At 57.1% G+C, this 17,624-nt stretch carries 18 protein-coding genes, 2 pseudogenes and 1 riboswitch; of the genes and pseudogenes, 4 read left to right on the top strand and 16 right to left on the bottom strand.

Going from position 1 to position 17,624, the window contains the following annotated elements:
- Nucleotides 1-56: 56 nt before the first annotated feature.
- Nucleotides 57-359, top strand: a pseudogene (locus V7730_RS03455) (DUF4893 domain-containing protein); the annotation flags it as partial.
- A gap of 31 nt (nt 360-390) precedes the next feature.
- Here V7730_RS03455 and trpB read toward each other — a convergent pair.
- The 5 genes from trpB to rpsA all read right to left on the bottom strand — a co-directional run bounded on the left by trpB (nt 391) and on the right by rpsA (nt 5,078).
- Nucleotides 391-1,623, bottom strand: coding sequence for a tryptophan synthase subunit beta (gene trpB, locus V7730_RS03450; RefSeq protein ID WP_335746189.1), 1,233 nt, complete (start codon nt 1,621-1,623; stop codon nt 391-393).
- A 220-nt stretch (nt 1,624-1,843) separates the two neighbouring features.
- On the bottom strand, nt 1,844-2,491 hold the full coding sequence (locus V7730_RS03445; RefSeq protein WP_335746188.1) for a phosphoribosylanthranilate isomerase: 648 nt from the start codon (nt 2,489-2,491) through the stop codon (nt 1,844-1,846).
- A gap of 6 nt (nt 2,492-2,497) precedes the next feature.
- Nucleotides 2,498-2,848 (bottom strand): LapA family protein, encoded by a 351-nt coding sequence (locus V7730_RS03440; RefSeq protein WP_335746187.1) that lies wholly within the window; start codon nt 2,846-2,848, stop codon nt 2,498-2,500.
- The gene (gene ihfB / locus V7730_RS03435) at nt 2,848-3,132 is read right to left on the bottom strand and encodes an integration host factor subunit beta (RefSeq protein WP_335746186.1); all 285 of its coding nucleotides are present in this window, start codon (nt 3,130-3,132) and stop codon (nt 2,848-2,850) included. Before ihfB ends, V7730_RS03440 begins: the two co-directional genes overlap by 1 nt.
- Nucleotides 3,133-3,401: 269 nt before the next feature.
- Nucleotides 3,402-5,078: a 30S ribosomal protein S1 gene (gene rpsA, locus V7730_RS03430; protein WP_335746185.1), complete on the bottom strand. Its 1,677-nt coding sequence runs from the start codon at nt 5,076-5,078 to the stop codon at nt 3,402-3,404.
- Between the two features lie 358 nt (nt 5,079-5,436).
- On the opposite strand from rpsA, the gene V7730_RS03425 reads away from it, so the two are divergent.
- Complete coding sequence (locus tag V7730_RS03425; protein WP_335746184.1) at nt 5,437-5,745, top strand: hypothetical protein; 309 nt, start codon at nt 5,437-5,439, stop codon at nt 5,743-5,745.
- 83 nt (nt 5,746-5,828) lie between these two features.
- Nucleotides 5,829-6,833, top strand: coding sequence for an alpha/beta hydrolase (locus V7730_RS03420; RefSeq protein ID WP_335746183.1), 1,005 nt, complete (start codon nt 5,829-5,831; stop codon nt 6,831-6,833).
- Here V7730_RS03420 and V7730_RS03415 read toward each other — a convergent pair.
- The 5 genes and pseudogenes from V7730_RS03415 to trmB all read right to left on the bottom strand — a co-directional run bounded on the left by V7730_RS03415 (nt 6,830) and on the right by trmB (nt 10,967).
- Nucleotides 6,830-7,207, bottom strand: coding sequence for a rhodanese-like domain-containing protein (locus V7730_RS03415; protein WP_335746182.1), 378 nt, complete (start codon nt 7,205-7,207; stop codon nt 6,830-6,832). The genes V7730_RS03420 and V7730_RS03415 overlap by 4 nt on opposite strands.
- Before the next feature lie 65 nt (nt 7,208-7,272).
- Nucleotides 7,273-8,087, bottom strand: a pseudogene (locus V7730_RS03410) (glycosyl transferase).
- A gap of 73 nt (nt 8,088-8,160) precedes the next feature.
- Nucleotides 8,161-8,775, bottom strand: coding sequence for a (d)CMP kinase (gene cmk / locus V7730_RS03405; RefSeq protein WP_335746181.1), 615 nt, complete (start codon nt 8,773-8,775; stop codon nt 8,161-8,163).
- A 4-nt stretch (nt 8,776-8,779) separates the two neighbouring features.
- A complete protein-coding gene (gene aroA / locus V7730_RS03400) occupies nt 8,780-10,132 on the bottom strand; it encodes a 3-phosphoshikimate 1-carboxyvinyltransferase (protein WP_335746196.1) in 1,353 nt (450 codons plus the stop codon).
- 133 nt (nt 10,133-10,265) lie between these two features.
- Complete coding sequence (trmB, locus tag V7730_RS03395; RefSeq protein WP_335746180.1) at nt 10,266-10,967, bottom strand: tRNA (guanine(46)-N(7))-methyltransferase TrmB; 702 nt, start codon at nt 10,965-10,967, stop codon at nt 10,266-10,268.
- A 109-nt stretch (nt 10,968-11,076) separates the two neighbouring features.
- Here trmB and V7730_RS03390 point away from each other — a divergent pair, with 109 nt between their 5' ends.
- Entirely contained in the window at nt 11,077-11,904 is an 828-nt protein-coding gene (locus V7730_RS03390; protein ID WP_335746179.1) for a response regulator, read from the top strand.
- Nucleotides 11,905-11,918: 14 nt separating this feature from the next.
- On the opposite strand, the gene metK is transcribed toward V7730_RS03390, so the two are convergent.
- The 6 genes from metK to V7730_RS03360 form a co-directional block, all read right to left on the bottom strand.
- Nucleotides 11,919-13,100, bottom strand: a complete 1,182-nt coding sequence (gene metK / locus V7730_RS03385; protein WP_335746178.1) for a methionine adenosyltransferase — start codon at nt 13,098-13,100, stop codon at nt 11,919-11,921.
- A gap of 5 nt (nt 13,101-13,105) precedes the next feature.
- Nucleotides 13,106-13,154, bottom strand: a riboswitch (SAM-SAH riboswitch).
- 38 nt (nt 13,155-13,192) lie between these two features.
- Complete coding sequence (lnt, locus tag V7730_RS03380) at nt 13,193-14,659, bottom strand: apolipoprotein N-acyltransferase (protein WP_335746177.1); 1,467 nt, start codon at nt 14,657-14,659, stop codon at nt 13,193-13,195.
- Nucleotides 14,659-15,579 (bottom strand): hemolysin family protein, encoded by a 921-nt coding sequence (locus tag V7730_RS03375; protein WP_335746176.1) that lies wholly within the window; start codon nt 15,577-15,579, stop codon nt 14,659-14,661. The genes lnt and V7730_RS03375 overlap by 1 nt, the downstream gene beginning before the upstream one ends.
- Entirely contained in the window at nt 15,566-16,132 is a 567-nt protein-coding gene (ybeY, locus tag V7730_RS03370; protein WP_443070180.1) for an rRNA maturation RNase YbeY, read from the bottom strand. The genes V7730_RS03375 and ybeY overlap by 14 nt, the downstream gene beginning before the upstream one ends.
- A gap of 6 nt (nt 16,133-16,138) precedes the next feature.
- Nucleotides 16,139-17,164: a PhoH family protein gene (locus tag V7730_RS03365; protein ID WP_335746175.1), complete on the bottom strand. Its 1,026-nt coding sequence runs from the start codon at nt 17,162-17,164 to the stop codon at nt 16,139-16,141.
- A 132-nt stretch (nt 17,165-17,296) separates the two neighbouring features.
- The gene (locus tag V7730_RS03360; RefSeq protein ID WP_335746174.1) at nt 17,297-17,617 is read right to left on the bottom strand and encodes a hypothetical protein; all 321 of its coding nucleotides are present in this window, start codon (nt 17,615-17,617) and stop codon (nt 17,297-17,299) included.
- Nucleotides 17,618-17,624 lie beyond the last annotated feature (7 nt).

Below are 17,624 nucleotides of genomic sequence, written 5' to 3'. Positions count from 1 at the left end.
TCGGGTTGGATACATCTTAGCACGCTGTCCAATTTTGCCGGACCACTTCAGTTTACACCAATTTCACGTGCCGCATGACGCTCGACAATACGGGTGTGACATTTGAAAAGCTCTCCGGCTCTCAACGCACCTCTGGCCGGATCGAGATGCGGGACGGGCGGGCTGTCTATCTGGGGGTGGGGTATGTCTCAAGTGAGGCGCCGCAAAAATACGCCGATCTCGACCCAGCGTTTGAGGGCAGCGGCACCACCACCCCAGACGTTGCTGTGTTCGAACGTATATCAGAGATCCGTGCGCGGTTGATGTTTCCCGCGCCGGTCAACGAAAGCGATTTCGATATACTAGAGCTCACCCGATAAGCAGGGGCACGCGGCCCCTGCCCTAATGGTGTTAGGCAAATTCGCCCATCTCAAAGCCAAGCGCACGGGCAACCGTGAAGATGTCTTTGTCGCCACGGCCACACATGTTCATCACCAGCAGGTGGTCCTTGGGCAAAGTAGGCGCGATCTTAATCACATGGGCCAGTGCGTGGGACGGCTCAAGCGCAGGGATGATCCCCTCCAGCTCACAGCATTTCTGGAACGCGGCCAGCGCTTCAACATCCGTGATCGACACGTATTGCGCGCGACCAATGTCATGCAGCCATGCGTGCTCTGGTCCGATACCGGGATAGTCGAGGCCGGCAGAGATCGAGAAGCCTTCGAGAATTTGGCCATCATCGTCTTGCAGTAGGTATGTCCGGTTGCCGTGCAGCACGCCGGGGCGTCCGCCAGTGAGCGAGGCGCAGTGCTCCATCTTGGCGTTCACGCCTTTACCGCCCGCTTCAACACCGATGATGTTGACCTCCTTGTCATCAAGGAAGGGGTAGAACAGGCCCATGGCGTTGGAACCGCCGCCGATCGCCGCGATCAGCGTATCGGGCAAGCGGCCTTCGGCGCGTTCCATTTGGGTGCGGACCTCTTTGCCGATGATACTTTGGAAGTCACGGACCATGGCTGGATACGGGTGCGGGCCGGCCACGGTGCCGATGCAATAGAACGTGTCGCGCACGTTGGTCACCCAGTCACGCAGCGCATCGTTCATCGCATCCTTCAGCGTGCCACGACCGGAGGTGACGGGAATGATCTCGGCGCCCAGAAGGCGCATGCGGAAGACGTTGGGCGCCTGACGCTTTACATCGTGTGCGCCCATATAGACCACACACTTGAGGCCGAATTTCGCGCAAACGGTCGCCGTGGCGACACCGTGCTGCCCCGCACCTGTCTCGGCGATGATGCGCTTTTTGCCCATGCGGCGGGCGAGGATAATCTGGCCCAGCACGTTATTAATCTTATGCGCGCCGGTGTGGTTCAGCTCGTCTCGCTTCATATAGATCTTGGCACCGCCCAGTTCTTCGGTCAGACGCTCTGCGTGATAGAGCGGGCTGGGGCGGCCTACGTAATGCTCCCACAGGTCATCCATTTCGGCCCAGAAGCTGGCATCAGTCTTGGCCTTCTCATACTCGGCCTGAAGTTCCAGAATCAGGGGCATCAGGGTTTCGGAGACGAAGCGGCCACCAAAATCGCCAAAGCGGCCATTTTCGTCGGGGCCAGTCATGAAACTATTGAAAAGTTCGTTTGCCATAGCGCATCTGCCTTTCGGGAAATCTGTTGGAAACAGCATTATCGCCCAAGTGCGCAATGGTAAAGAAGGCATCCCGCCGCATTCGAATGCAGGAGGGTTCAACCGGATTAGCACGAATCCTCAGCGAGGCGTTTTGAAAGAAACAGTTCGCGAAATCACTGTTGGAAGTATGGGGTGGTGAAACGTTGGGCATCACCAGAGCGTCCGACACTCGGGTCAATCAGGCGTCAATCGCCGCCTGCACCAGATTCTTGATCATCTTGGCATCCTTGACGCCGGGGCTGCTCTCAACGCCGGAGGACACATCAATCTGACGCGCACCTGTGCGGCGGATCGCCTCGGCCACGTTGTCCGGCGTGAGGCCACCTGCCAGCATCCAAGGACTGCGCCATACGCGGCCAGCCAGCAGCTGCCAATCAAAGGCCAGTCCATTTCCGCCGGGCAAATCCGCGCCTTTAGGCGGCTTGGCGTCTACAAGCAACTGATCAGCCACACCCGCATAAAGATCGAGCTGCGCAAGATCAGCACGCTCTCCGACACCAATTGCTTTCATGACGGGGAGCCCGTAACGCGCCTTGACGTGTGCCACACGCTCGGGGCTTTCGGAGCCGTGAAGCTGCAGCATGTCGAGCGGCACAGCCTGCGTTAGCGCATCAAGCATCTCGTCATCCGCGTTCACGGTCAGCGCGACCTTACACACCCCGACAGGCACGCTAGCGGCAAGCACTGCCGCATCGCCAAACGTCAAATGACGCGGAGATTTAGGAAAGAACACAAAGCCCACATAGCGTGCGCCAGCCTTAGCCGCAGCAGCGACATCCGCCTGCGCGCGCAGACCGCAAATCTTTACCGAAATATCGACTGGCATCCGCTTTTAGCTGGCTTGATCCAGCAGGGCGAGGACCTCGTCCTTGCCTTCATGCTTTTGTGCCCGCAGCTTATCCAGCTCACGCTGGAGGCGGCGCATCTCGCGTGCCTGTTTGGCTGCTTCAGCACGTTCGCCATACTCACGGACCCACTCCCAAACGAACCCGACCAGAAGCCCCGCCAGAATGCTGCCCAGGATGACAACAAACAGCGGCATCTGGATCGACGGGTTCATCGCAAACAGACCCGACAGTTCACTCGGCAATACCTGCAAGGAAACCATCCCCCGGTTCGCCAAAGCAATAGACACCAGAGCCACCGCGAAGATGGCTATACAAAGATAGCGGACGTAGCGCATTAACTTTTCCCGTTTAGCCGATCACGGAGCAATTTCCCCGTTTTGAAAAACGGTACATGTTTCTCTTCGACATTAACAGTCTCGCCGGTACGTGGATTGCGCCCCACCCGCGAATCCCGCTTCTTGACAGAGAACGCGCCGAAACCGCGCAACTCGACCCTGTCGCCACGTGACATGGCGGTGGTTATCTCGTCAAATATGGCATTCACGATCCGCTCTACATCCCGTTGATACAAATGTGGATTGTCGTCTGCGATTTTCTGGATCAGTTCTGACCGGATCATTTTTTCCCCCGCAGTTTTTTGCGTAATTATAATTCCACTATAGGAAATAACATACGCTGCGCAAAGTGATTGGATTGGCGCAATATGTGAAATCGGCACCATAAATGGGATAATTTAGGCGAATTTCTGAAACCAGACCCAATCGGCCGGTCATTTCGTCAATATTTCGCGACGTAACGTCATAATCCGTCAGGTGATTCGCAAAAAAAAGCCCCACGCATTTCTGCGCGGGGCTTTAGTTTTCGTCAAAAGGCCTAAGCCCTTAGATATCAGTCGTCGGTGGACTTCAGCGCCGCGCCGAGGATATCGCCAAGCGATGCACCGGAGTCGGAGGAACCATACTGTTCCACGGCTTCTTTCTCTTCAGCGATTTCACGCGCTTTGATCGAGACGCCAAGACGGTGTGCTTTTGCGTCGACGTTTGTGATGCGTACATCAACTTTGTCGCCAACAGAGAAACGCTCTGGGCGCTGCTCGGCACGGTCACGGGACAGATCAGAGCGGCGGATGAAGGCTTTCATGCCCTCGTATTCCACTTCGATGCCACCGTCTTCGATGGAGGTCACAGCCACAGTAACAACGGAACCGCGCTTCACACCGCCCACTGCTTCTGCGAACTTGTCGCCGCCCACACCTTTGATGGAGAGCGAGATACGCTCTTTCTCGACGTCCACTTCGGAGACAACGGCCTGAACCATGTCGCCTTTGCGGTAGTCTTGAATGGCTTCCTCGCCGCGCTGATCCCATGACAGGTCAGAGAGGTGAACCATACCATCGATGTCGCCTGGCAGGCCAACAAACAGACCAAATTCGGTGATGTTTTTGACTTCGCCTTCGACTTCGGTGCCTTCTGGGTGCGTTTCAGCGAACACTTCCCATGGGTTGCGCATGGTCTGCTTGAGACCAAGGGATACGCGACGCTTGGCGCCATCGATTTCCAGAACCATGACTTCGACTTCTTGCGAAGTGGAAACGATCTTACCTGGGTGTACGTTTTTCTTGGTCCATGACATCTCGGAAACGTGAACAAGACCTTCGACACCTGGCTCCAGCTCAACAAAGGCGCCGTAATCTGTGATGTTGGTAACGCGGCCAGTGTGCGAGGATTCCAGTGGGTATTTCGCGGCAACCAGATCCCATGGATCTTCTTGGAGCTGCTTCATACCAAGGGAGATACGGTGTGTATCTTTGTTGATCTTGATCACCTGCACCTTGATGGTCTCGCCGATGGCGAGGATCTCGGATGGGTGGTTCACACGACGCCATGCCATGTCTGTCACGTGCAGCAGGCCGTCTACGCCGCCAAGGTCCACGAACGCACCGTATTCGGTGATGTTCTTGACCACGCCGTCAACTTCCTGACCTTCGGTGAGGTTGCCAATGACTTCGGCACGCTGTTCGGCACGGGATTCTTCGAGGATCGCACGACGCGATACAACGATGTTACCACGGCGACGGTCCATTTTCAGAACCTGGAACGGCTGCTTAAGACCCATCAATGGGCCAGCGTCGCGCACGGGGCGCACATCAACCTGAGAGCCGGGCAGGAACGCAACAGCGCCGCCAAGATCCACAGTAAAGCCACCTTTGACGCGACCAAAGATTGCGCCTTCGACGCGCTCTTCTGCGGCGTAGGCTTTCTCCAAACGGTCCCATGCTTCTTCACGGCGCGCCATCTCACGAGAGATAACAGCTTCGCCGCGAGAGTTCTCTACCTGACGCAGGAACACTTCGACTACATCGCCGACTTCAACTTTGGGAGCTTCGCCTGGTTCGGCAAATTCTTTAAGCTCGACGCGGCCTTCCATCTTGTAGCCTACGTCGATAATGGCTTGGCCCGCTTCGATCGCGATCACCTTGCCTTTGACAACTGAACCCTCTTCGGGCGTGTCCATTTCGAAGCTTTCGTTCAAGAGTGCTTCAAACTCGTCCATCATATTCGCCATGTAGCGTATCGTATCCTTATTAAGTGTTTTCTGGCCGTGCGGTTGTCTCCGCCGGTCTTGAGTGAAAATTGGCCTTCGGGTCGTCAGAGCCGGTCGGGATAAAGAAAGAGGGCCGGAAGACTCCGACCCTGCACATATATCACGCCCGGAACATGTATCTGCCCCTTAGACAAAACCGCGTATAAAAGATTTATGCGTGCGGCGCAAGAGCCGGGCCATTCTATTGCGTCCGAATTGGCCATTGTACGCTTATAGTAGGGAAATTCACCAAAGCGCGAAAATCCCGCGACGGAGCAGCGCTGCTGCTGCGTATATGTCAGGCCTTGTGCAGTCGCAGGGCAAATTAAAGGATGCGGGTATGAACCCTAAAACACCAAAAAGAATCGCCACTCTGTTTGTATTGGCAACCCTTACACCGCTAGCCGCTTTTGCCCAACAGCAGCAACAACCGCCACGGCCCGACTTTGGCGGGATGGCCCGCGCGCTTGGCGTGACAGAGAATGCGATAAAAACCTGCATGCCCGCCCCCGCCAAAGGTCAACTCCCCGAGCGCCCTGATCCGGTCCGCATTGCAAGCTGCCTTTCGGACGCCAACCCTGCGCTGACACCAGCCAAGGTCGATGACGTGCTAAAAGCGCACGGGCCCAAAGGTAGTCGCGGCAACTGATCCGCCTCGCGCCAGACTGGGCACATCCTGTCTGGTGATTTCGCCCTGCCGCGCCCAACTGATTATCTCAAGAGTTCGTTTCCGTGATAAAATCCTATTTCCTCGCGCTGCTTTTTATCGCCTGCACAGGCTGTGCCACACGTGACCAGATCGCAATGGTTCCTCCGGTGGAGGGGGCCGTCCAGCATACCGTGCTATTTGCAACCAACCGCGCCCCTAGCAACCGCATGTTCAATGAAACGCGCAGCCTCACCACCTCATACGGCGAAGCAATTGTTGCGGTGCCACCCGAGCATGAAGTTGGCGTCGTTGAGTATCCCGCCACATCGAGTAATCCGCATTCAGAATTCGGCGTCGTACACGCTGGTACAACGACGGATCTCGGAGACTTCAAAAAGATACTGACCAGAGAGGTCGACAAACGCGCCAGCGGAAACCGCTCGGCCATTGTCTATGTGCATGGCTTTAACAGCACCTTCGCCGAAGCCCTCTACCTGAATACCCAATTAATGCATGACTACGAGCGATCTGAGGTTCCGATCATGTTCAGTTGGCCCTCATCGGGGCAAAGCCTTGCGTACCTTCACGATCATGAATCAATTCTCTCTGCACGCAACCCGTTGGAAAAGCTGCTTGAAACGCTTGAGGGGTCCGATCTGGACAGCTTTACCGTGGTTGCCCATTCAATGGGGAGCCAGCTGGTCATGGAAACCCTGCGCCAGCACGCCATCAGGACTGGCGGGCGACACTGGTCGAAACTTAACGGGGTTGTTCTGGTTTCACCCGACATTGATGTTCAGGTCTTTGCGCAATTGAGCACGGATATGGGCGAGCTTCCTGACCCATTCATCGTGATCGCGTCAAAGAATGACAAACTGCTCAGCTTGTCGGGCGTGATCAACGGCAGCAAAGCGCGGGTGGGCGGCGTAATTTCTAAAGACGCCCTACCCGCAAGCAGCAAAGCCACGTTGGTCGGCGCAAGCTTTGCCACAGATGTTTGGTCAAGCAATCACATGACTGCCTTCAGATCACCCGAGATGATCCGCTATCTCAACGCATTCGAGACGACCATGCCAGAGGCGCGTTAAGCCTCGGTCGGGCCGCCAGCGTCTTTCCATGCGGGAAAGCCGCCGATGTTCGTGACGTTGGTATAGCCCATATTTTTGAGCGTTTTGCCCGCAAGGGCCGCCTGCCCGCCTGCGCCACAGATCAGATAGATCGCGCCATCTTTCTTGAAGACCGGATTGTACATCTCTTCCTTGGCAGGATCGGCGCGAAATTCGATCATGCCACGCGGCACGCGGTTTGCACCAGCAATGGTGCCGCTGCTGGCGATATCGGCACTGTCGCGCACATCGATAAACACACCCTGCCCTTCGGCATGTTTCTCAATTGCTTGCTTTGCTTCCATCTTCGGCACGTCGGCATTGGCGGCGTCGAGGTAATCTTGTGCAGTTTTCATTCTGAACTCCTTTGGTCAGCATCTCTTAGTAGTTGAGATGGCCGTACCAACGGGAATTTCAAGCCTCACTCGCGCCAGTGATCTGCAATCCATTCGGTTGGCAGCATGAAGCGGCGCAAATGGCGGAAGCGCTTCTTGGTATGGCGCGGTCCTCTTATTGCGCGCATGATATGCTCCCAACGCGAGCGATCGCCCTCTTCAGGTACCCAGCGGCCCAAAAGCGCGTCAGGCGGGTTTGGGGTTGCCGGAAAAATGATCACCCGCGCATCGCGTGGCAGTCTTGGCGCAATGAAATAGTTGACCGGAAACAGCGGCACACACTGAGTGCGGAAATGCCGGACCCAGGGTTTCGGCCAGAATGTAATCCCATCCGGCGCATTGCGGGTCACGAACCGCTGCTCGAAGGTGTATTTGTCAGCAACACCCTGCGGATCGGCTCGAAAAATTTCAAGCAGCGGTGCGAGTTCGCCCACTGGAAACCGGAAGATCGACGTCTGTCCAAGCTTTTCGAAGGGGGTGGTTGGGTTGCGCGCAAGAATAATATCGTCTGGATCGCCGTATTCAAAAAAGCTGTTCAGGCTTCCTGTAATCACCAGATCCAGATCGAGGAACAGCACAGGCCCCTCCACTCCCTCAAGCGTTTCATTCCACAGACGTGACTTAGGCCATATACCTTTGGATTTAGGCATCACAATATCGCTGGGCGGCAAGTCCTGACAGATCACTTCAGGCCGGATGCCCTCACGGTTGTCCGTGAAACACGTCAAGGTGAAGTCGCCGCTGATATTGCGCGCGCACATGCTATAAAGTCGGTTGATATGTTGATATAAGGAGGGCCATATTTTGTGCCCCAGTTGATGCAGATGATCTGCTTTTTCATCTCAGTCATTTGCATTTCCATACTTTGGTTCATTGCTTGCCTTGGACCAAGCTACGTCAAGGTAGCTTTCGGTTCAGGTGCGCATTTCCTGTATCGCAGCAATTGCTTGTGCAACGGCCTGCTCTATAGACAGATCAGACGTATCAATCACCACCGCCCCGTCCGCCGGGCGCAACGGCGCCTCGACCCGCTCCATATCGCGCGCGTCACGGGATTTCACATCCGCGAGCACTGTCTCGTAACTATCTGAAATCCCTTTAGCCGCCAATTCTGCAAAACGACGCTGCGCGCGCACCTCTGCACTGGCCGTGACAAAAAGCTTCACCGCAGCTTCGGGACAAATCACCGTGCCGATATCGCGCCCGTCAAGAACAGCGCCGCCAGCCCGCGCGGCAAAACTACGCTGAAAATCCAGCAGCGCCGCACGAACTTCGGATATTACCGCGACTTTGCTCGCCGCCTGCGCAACTGCGGGCGTGCGCAATGTATCGTCGTCAAGATCACCCGCCATCAGCGTTTGCGCGGCCTCGACTGCATCCATACCCGTCAATACCTTGGCCCCGACTGCGCGGTACAAAAGTCCGGTATCCAGATGTGCAAAGCCGAAATGCGCAGCAACTGCCTTAGAGACCGTCCCCTTACCCGCCGCTGCTGGTCCGTCGATAGCTACTGTAAAACCGTCACCCAATGCCTCATTCCCCATCGCGGCGCACGTCAGCGCCCAAGGACGCCATCAGCGGCTCGAATATCGGGAAGGATGTTGCAATTGGTCCACCGTCATCAACCTGCACTGGCGCATTAGAAGCCATGCCAAGGATCAGGAATGACATCGCGATCCGGTGATCCAGCTGGCTGGCACAAACTGCGCCGCCCGCGACATTGCCATGACCCGCACCGGTCACGATCCACCAATCCTCACCCTCTTCAACCTCGATACCATTCGCGCGCAGGCCCTTGGCCATCGCGTCAATCCGGTCGCTTTCCTTTACGCGCAACTCCCGCACGCCGCGCATGACCGTCTGGCCTTTCGCATAGGATGCCACAACGCTCAGGACAGGGTATTCGTCGATCATGCTGGCTGCACGCGCTGGTGGCACTTCGATGCCATGCATATCGGGGGAGAACCGCGCACGCAGGTCCGCCACAGGCTCGCCGCCCTCAATCCGTTCGTTTTCATACACCAGATCCGCGCCCATTTCGCGCAGCGTGGTGAACAGGCCTGCCCGCGTCGGGTTTAAACCAATCCCCGGTACCAACACGTCAGAGCCGGGCACAATCAGCGCCGCACACACAGGGAACGCAGCCGAGCTTGGATCGCGCGGCACGTCTATATGCTGGGCACGCAACTCAGGCTGGCCGGTCAATGTGATCTCTCGGCCCTCGTCGGTCTCACATACGGAAATCTCCGCGCCGAAGCCTTCCAGCATCCGTTCTGTGTGATCGCGCGTGGCTTCTTTTTCGATCACCACTGTCTGACCGGGTGCATTCAACCCCGCCAATAGCACTGCAGACTTCACCTGCGCCGAGGGAACTGGCACAACATAGCGTACTGGCACAGGCTCACGCGCGCCGACCAACGTCATCGGCAAGCGTCCACCCGCACGTCCCACGGCCTGACACCCGAACAGCGCCAAGGGGTCCGTAACCCGCGCCATGGGGCGACCATTCAGGCTCGCATCCCCTGAAAATGTTGCTGTAATCGGCTGGGTCGCCATTGCACCCATTATGAGGCGCACACCGGTGCCCGAGTTTCCGCAATCAATCACGCCAGTCGGCTCGGCAAACCCGCCCACGCCAACGCCCTGCACAGACCACCGGCCTTCGCCATGCTCCGTCACCTGCGCTCCGAACGCCCGCATCGCGGCGGCGGTATCAAGGACATCCTGCCCTTCCAGCAAACCGGTGATGGTCGTCTCGCCCACACACATCGCCCCAAGGATCAACGAGCGATGCGAAATCGACTTGTCTCCCGGCACATCCGCGGTCCCGCGAAGTGGTCCGCAAGCAGTAGACGTCATTGGAATAGCAACACCGTGGCCCGACATGTTAGCGCCCTCACTTTTCATTACAGAACCTTCTAGCCCGCAAGCCAATGCAGGTCCATGCCAGCGCTATTTCTTTTGGCCAAAAATATCTTGGAGAGGCTGAGGGGTAAAACCCCTCATTCCTAACCTGACCTCAAACGCGCCGGAACGTGAGGTAATGCGGCACCCGCCCCTCGCGCAGCGCCTTTTGTTCATAGCGCGTCGAAATCCAGTCATCCCAAGGCGCGCGCCAATCCTCAGGCCCTTCCGCGAGCCATTCGAATCCAAAGCGCGGAACTTCCTGCAACGTCTGGCGCACATAATCCTCGATATCTGTCGCCACGCGAAAGATCGAACCGGGCTTTAGGACGCGATGCAGCGGCACCAGATGCTCTTCGGTCACAAAACGCCGACGGTGATGACGGGTCTTGGGCCACGGGTCAGGATACAACAAAAACGCTTTCGAGATACTTTCGGCAGGCATCACGTCAAACATGTCCCGCACATCGCCGGGATGAACTTTGACGTTCTCCACACCCGCGCGCCGGATCTTACCCAGCAGCATCGCGACACCGTTGATGTACGGTTCACAGCCGATAATGCCAGTGTCCGGGTTCTGCGCAGCCTGATGCACCATATGCTCGCCACCGCCGAAACCGACCTCAAGCCAGACAGGCTTGCCGTCAAACATGCCCTCTGTATCCAGCAAGGTGCGTTCGGGATTGTTTTCCCAATCTACCGCTCCGGGCGACAAAGGTGCGAGATCCTCATCAAGATACCCCTGTTGGGATTCCTTGAGGTTATGGCCCTTGAGGCGACCATAAAAATTACGGCGGGGTCTAACTGGCGTGTTCATGCCCGCGCATGTAACGGGCTTGGCGCGGCGCTGCAATACTCGCCAGAGATACCTTTTGTTAAGGTTCTGTCGGTTATGCTATCAGTACCCCCAATGCAGGAGCCCCGTGATGCACCACCCCACCTCGATCAAGCCGACAGCCCTGCAACAGGCCTTGGTTGCGCCGCAATTTGCCAGCATCCTGATTGTGGATGATCAAAAGTTTGACCGCACGCGCCTGAAAAGGCTTTGCCACGAGTTCGAATTCACGACCCATATCGCCGAGGCCGACAGCCTTGAAGCAATGCGCACCACGCTGAAAAAAGACCGCTTTGATTTGATATTGCTCGACTATCACCTGCCGGATGGGACCGGACTGGACGGTGTTGATTTGATCCAAGCGGATCAGGTCAATCGCACGGCCGCGACCGTTATGATTACCGGAACAGGACAGAATAATATCGCGGTTCAAGCGCTCAAGCTGGGATTTAGCGACTATCTGACCAAAGAGGAGCTTTCGGTTGAAAACCTCAGCCGTGCGGCGATTTCCGCCCTACAGAAGTCGCAGCTTGCTCGCGGGATGGCAGTGTCTGTCGGCATGCGCGATGAAACATTGCAAAGCTTTTCGCGCAAATGCGCCCAAGACATCAAGCCGATTGTCAGCCGGATGATGCGCCAGATGCGCATGCTACGCGACCTCGACAAGCTAAGTGCAGACGACGCGCTTGAGCGCGTCGAACGAATGGAGGGATCGCTTCGCACGCTTTGGTCTTTCCTTGACGATCTTGATGATATGGGTGGAAGCGGTATGCCCGACGCGCCCAGTGTGTCGGGATTGCATGGGCCTCAATTGCTGCCCGCATCATGGATCAACGCAAGGGTACCCTCAGATAGACCGGTAAAGCCCCAATCAAGTCAGGTTAAGCCACCATCAGTCTTTCGACGCCGCCCAGCTTAAGGCGGCGTCTGAGCTTAAATCGCTTTTTTGATCGCATCAACCAGATCAGTTCGTTCCCAGCTAAAGCCACCATCCGCCTCAGGCGCGCGGCCAAAATGGCCGTAAGCAGCTGTGCGCTGATAGATCGGCTTGTTCAGATCCAGATGGTTCCGGATGCCGCGCGGTGTAAGATCCATCACGCTCGCGATGGCCCGCTCAATCGCTTCGGGTTCGACTTCACCGGTGCCAAAGGTATCACAATAGATCGAAAGTGGCTTGCTTACGCCGATGGCATAGCTCAGCTGGATTGTGCATTTAGACGCCAGACCAGCAGCAACAACGTTTTTAGCCAGATAGCGGGCCACATAGGCCGCGGAACGGTCCACTTTGGTCGGGTCTTTGCCCGAAAATGCACCGCCGCCGTGGGGTGCGGCACCGCCGTAGGTGTCCACGATAATCTTGCGGCCCGTCAGGCCGGCATCTCCGTCTGGACCGCCAATCACAAACGTCCCTGTGGGGTTCACCCACCAGTCAGTCGCATCGGTAATCCAGCCTTCTGGCAAGACTTCGCGGATGTAGGGCTCAACAATATCGCGGATGTCGGCACTCGTCTGGGATTCATGCGCATGCTGTGTGCTGAGCACGATCGAGGTGACGCCAACGGGCTTCCCGTCCTCATACCGTACCGAAAGTTGAGATTTCGCGTCGGGGCGCAAGGTTGGCTCGGTGCCGTCTTTGCGCACCTCGGCCAGACGGCGCAGGATCGCATGGGCATAGTGCAGTGGGGCCGGCATCAGCTCTTTGGTCTCATCTGTGGCATAGCCAAACATGATTCCCTGATCACCCGCGCCTTCTTCCTTCTCGGCCGTGGAATCGACGCCTTGCGCTATATGAGCGGATTGCTCGTGCAGCAGGTTGGTGATCTCCACGGTCTCGTGGTGGAATTTGTCCTGCTCATAACCGATGTCTTTGATACAGGCGCGCGCGATGTCTTCAATGCGCCCCATATAGCTGTGTAGTTTGGCCCGGTCAGACAGGCCGACCTCTCCACCAATAACAACCCGGTTGGTCGTGGCAAAGGTCTCGGCCGCGACGCGGGCTTCGGGTTCTTCTGCGATAAAGGCATCCAGTACCGCATCGCTGATCCGGTCACAGACTTTATCCGGATGGCCCTCGGAAACGGATTCCGAAGTGAAAACATAAGATTTACGGGACATAAACGTGCTCCATTAAAATTCAAGCACCACGTCAGGAAGCCGTTGTGGTGCAACGCTACCGGATTAAGCTGCTGTGCCTAAAGGGTCAATCGCTATTCGCCCTGCCTGCGGTGAACCGCCACACGTCGCAGCACCATTATCCCCAGAGCAAGCCCCAGCAAAAGCGCCCAAGGCACGTCCCCCGTCCGGCTATAAAGCGTTGGCGCCAGCGGCAACGGCAGCACCGCATCAATGAACCCCACCTGCCCCATTCCAAGGCGGTCCAGAACGCGACCGTATGGATCAATCATCGCCGAAATACCAGTATTGGCGGCGCGCGCGACCGGCAACCCTTGCTCAATGGCCCGCATACGCGTTTGCGCGAGGTGCTGCTGGGGCCCTGCATATGTTCCAAACCACGCGTCATTGGTCGCGTGGATGATAAAATCGGGTCGCTCGGGCGCTGCGTTCACATCATGAGCAAACACCGCCTCATAGCAGATCAGCGGCAAGGCGCGGCCCAACGGACCAAGGTCCATCAACACAGCGCCCGGTCCCGCACTGAACCCCGCGCCATGCTGCGGGGCCATGCCGTAGACACCAAAGCGCGCAGCGAGATCGCCCAAGGGGACATATTCGCCAAAAGGGACCAGATGGTGTTTGTCATAAATTTGGGCGACATCACCCTGCGACCCTAACAGCACCAGCGCATTGAAATAGCGCTCTCCCTCGCTGCGTTGTGCGCCCAGGATGACCGGTGTGCCACGCGCAGCAAAGCTGATTTCCTCCAGGATAATCTCACTGCGGTTAAGGCTCCACGGGATAGCGGTTTCTGGCCAAATGATCGCATCGGGAGCGTTGCCTTGCGCAGGCGCTGCAGTGAAGCTTAGCTGGCGGTCATAAAAGACGCCAATCTTTTCCGGGTCCCACTTATCGCGTTGCGGTGCGTTGGGCTGAACAAGCCTGAGCGTGTGATCTGACAGCGGCGCAGGCTGCGACATAGGGGGGGCAAGCACCAGCAGCACCAGCGGCGCCAAATATGCCGCACGGCTGAACCAAGACCAACGCGCAAGCGCTGCAATACCAACCGCAGCCCCGATCACCAACAGATTTAGGCCATGCGGCCCGATCCATGCAAGCGTTTGCCCCAAAAGACTGTTTACCATCGCCTGAGCGGGTGAAGCCCAGGGAAAGCCAGTAAAGATATAGGCGCGCAGCAATTCGATTGCGGCCCAGCAAGGGATCAGCGCCCAAATACCCGCCGACAACCGCCGCGCGGCCCAGAAGGCAAGGCTCCAGAAAAGCGCGCCTCCAGTTGCCATCAGCACCACGGCAAACGGCGCCATCCATCCGTGTCTGGCGGCATCGACCATGAAAGGAGAGACAATCCAATGCAACGCAACCGCGAAATAACCAAAGCCAAAAGCAAAGCCAGAAGCCGCCGCCACGCGCGCGTTTATAGAAGGGTAGCTGAGGTGAACCGCCGCACCCATTGCCGCAATCATCACTAGGGGCAGGTCAAAGGGCGCCTGCCCCAGTGCCGCCAAAGCCCCTAAGATCACAAGCGGAAGAGCCCGCATCAGGCGGGAGCCCCTCCCGCTTGTGCACCATTCATGCGCACACGCAGCCGTTTAATCCGGCGCGGATCAGCGTCCATCACCTCGAACTCGGGGCCGTCTGGATGCACCACAACTTCACCGCGCGCAGGCACGCGGCCTGACAGCATGAAGACCAGACCGCCCAATGTGTCGATCTCTTCTTCGTCCACATCATCGTGGTCGGTGAGCGACAGGCCAACTTCGTTCTCGAAATCCGCCAGCGGTGTTTTAGCGAGCGCAAGATACTGACCCGGTTTTTCCTCGGACCAATAGACGCCCTCTTCGACGTCGTGTTCGTCTTCGATCTGGCCGATGACCTGCTCGATCAAGTCTTCGATCGTCACCAGACCATCAACGCCACCATATTCGTCGATCACCAGCGCCATATGGCGACGCTCTGCCTGCATTTTGGTAAGCAACACACCGATCGTCATGGAGGGCGGTACATAAACCAACGGGCGCAACATCTCTGTCAGGTCAAAGTTCTTCGGTTTTCCGTTGAAGCCGAATTGAAGCGCCAAATCTTTGAGGTGGGCCATGCCAACGGGCGTATCCAGCGTGCCATCATAAACCGGCAAACGCGTCATGCCGCTTTCTTTGAAAACCGCCACAAGCTCGTCCATTGTAGAAGTCACGCTGACTGCAACAATATCGGCTTTAGGGATCATTACGTCATCCACGCGCATGCGGCGCAGATTGCCCATACCAGTGGTGCCCCGCTCGCTCATCATCGCGGCTGACTGCTTGTTGTCATCGGTGTCCGACGGGCTAAGCGCGCCGATCACGCGGCTGAAAAAACCGCCTCTGCCGCTATCTGCATCGCTCTGTAAGCTGGTGTCTTCGGAGGAGAATTGCTCCTGCGCGCTTTGCGCAGCGTTAGATGATCCGTCAGTGTCGCCCATTGGGTCCTGTCTCTGGAAGCGGCGCAACCTGGGCGCCTGTGATCTTGTCGTCGGCATTATATGGGTCATCTAGGCCAAGATTACCAAGAATTTTCACCTCTAAACCTTCCATAAGCGCCGCATCGCCGTCAGTTTCGTGGTCATAGCCCAACAAATGCAACACACCGTGTACGATAAGGTGGGTTAAATGTTCCTCAACAGGCTTGCCTGATTCGACTGCTTCGCACACGCATGTGTCATAGCTCAGGGCGATATCGCCCAACTCTATCATCCCGTCAAAGCCTGTCTCGGGCGCTGGCGGCGGTTTTCCCTCACTTGGTGGCGCAACCAGTTGAGCGGGCCAACTAAGAACATTTGTCGGCGTGGGTTTGCCGCGAAAATCTGCGTTGAGCTCGGCGATACGTGTATCATCACACGCCAGCAGCGTGATCTCGCAGTCATCCGGATCAAGGCCCATATGGTGCAAGGTCGCCGTCACTGCGCCATTGGCCAGCGCAGTTAGCGGCATCGCCTCCCAAATGGGGGCCTCGATCACAATATCAAGCGTATCCACTGCGACCTACCCGTCGCGGCCCAAAGCGCGCTCGGCTTCAACTTCATAAGCCTCGATGATTGCGGCAACCAGCGGATGGCGCACCACATCTTTGGAGGTGAAGTAGTTAAAACTGATCTTAGGGATTTTGTTGAGCAACCGCTCCGCATCCGCGAGCCCAGACGCCTGCCCGCGCGGCAGGTCAATCTGTGTCCGGTCGCCCGTGATTACCATGCGCGAACCACGCCCCAGACGCGTCAGAAACATCTTCATCTGCATCGCGGTCGCGTTTTGCGCCTCGTCTAGCACGACGAATGCATTGGACAGCGTGCGCCCGCGCATGAACGCCAGCGGCGCGATCTCGATCGTCTTTTCTTCGCGCAGCTTGGCCAGCTGTTTGCCCGGTAGAAAATCATTCAACGCATCATAAAGCGGCTGCATGTAAGGATCGATCTTTTCGTCCTGCGTGCCCGGCAAAAAGCCCAACCGCTCACCCGCCTCGACCGCGGGGCGGCTAAGAATAATCTTGTCGACCTTCCCTGACAGAAACATCGACACACCCACAGCGACAGCAAGATATGTTTTGCCCGTGCCCGCAGGCCCGATGCCAAAGGCCATTTCGTTGTCGAACAGGGACTGCACGTAAGCTTTCTGTGCCTCGGTGCGCGGCTCGACCCGTTTTTTGCGGGTCTGAATCTCTATACCCTGACTGATTGGCATCTCGATCTGGTCGCCGTCGCGCACGCCGGTGCCTTCACCAGATGTGCCCATCCGCAGGATCATGTCCACGTCCGCAGGCTCGACGCCGCGCCCGCCCTCAAGCCGCGCATAAAGCGCCTGCAAGACCTGTGCCGCACGCTCGGTAGTCGCAGCTTCACCCAACAGTGTCAGGAAATTGCCACGCCGCACGATCTGCACATCAAGAGCTTTCTCGATGGACGCCAAATGCTGGTCAAAGGGACCGCACAGATCAATCAGCAGACGGTTATCGGGGAAATCAAGCACAGGACCGGGAGGGCCAGTCTCAGGCGTGAGCAGATCGGATGGGGGCAAATGCAAGTCCTTTCAGGCGCTAGCTATTGAGAGATAGGGCGTGGCCGCCGGCATTGCCAGTGGTCGCATAGAAAAAGGGGCCGCAGTGCATAACACTCCGGCCCCTTTGAAATCGTGTGGGATAGGTCAAGATCAGACCGGGTCGCCGATGAGGCCAGTGGCACCCTTTTTGAAATCGCCCGCAGTGTATGTGGGATCTGCAACGCCTGAGCAGACCGGCTTGCCGAACTTGTCCAAGCGAGCGGAAAGGTAGCCCTCAACACCGTCGTCGATGATCCAGTGGTCACAGCCGTTTGGATCAACCCAGATGCCCGCTTCAAGCTGGCTCAGGTGCTTTTTGTCGAGGCCACGGTCAAAAGCTTTGTCTGGACCGTTTTCGCGAAGCTGCAAGTCTTCGCAAGCTGTTACAAGCGTTGCCAGACCAACAAGCGCAGTGATTTTGATAAGTTTCATGTGCTTG

The organism is Sulfitobacter sp., assembly GCF_036961165.1.
GTDB lineage: Bacteria > Pseudomonadota > Alphaproteobacteria > Rhodobacterales > Rhodobacteraceae > Sulfitobacter.
Note: the sequence above shows the minus strand (reverse complement) of the source record. Positions and strands in the feature narration are given on the sequence as shown.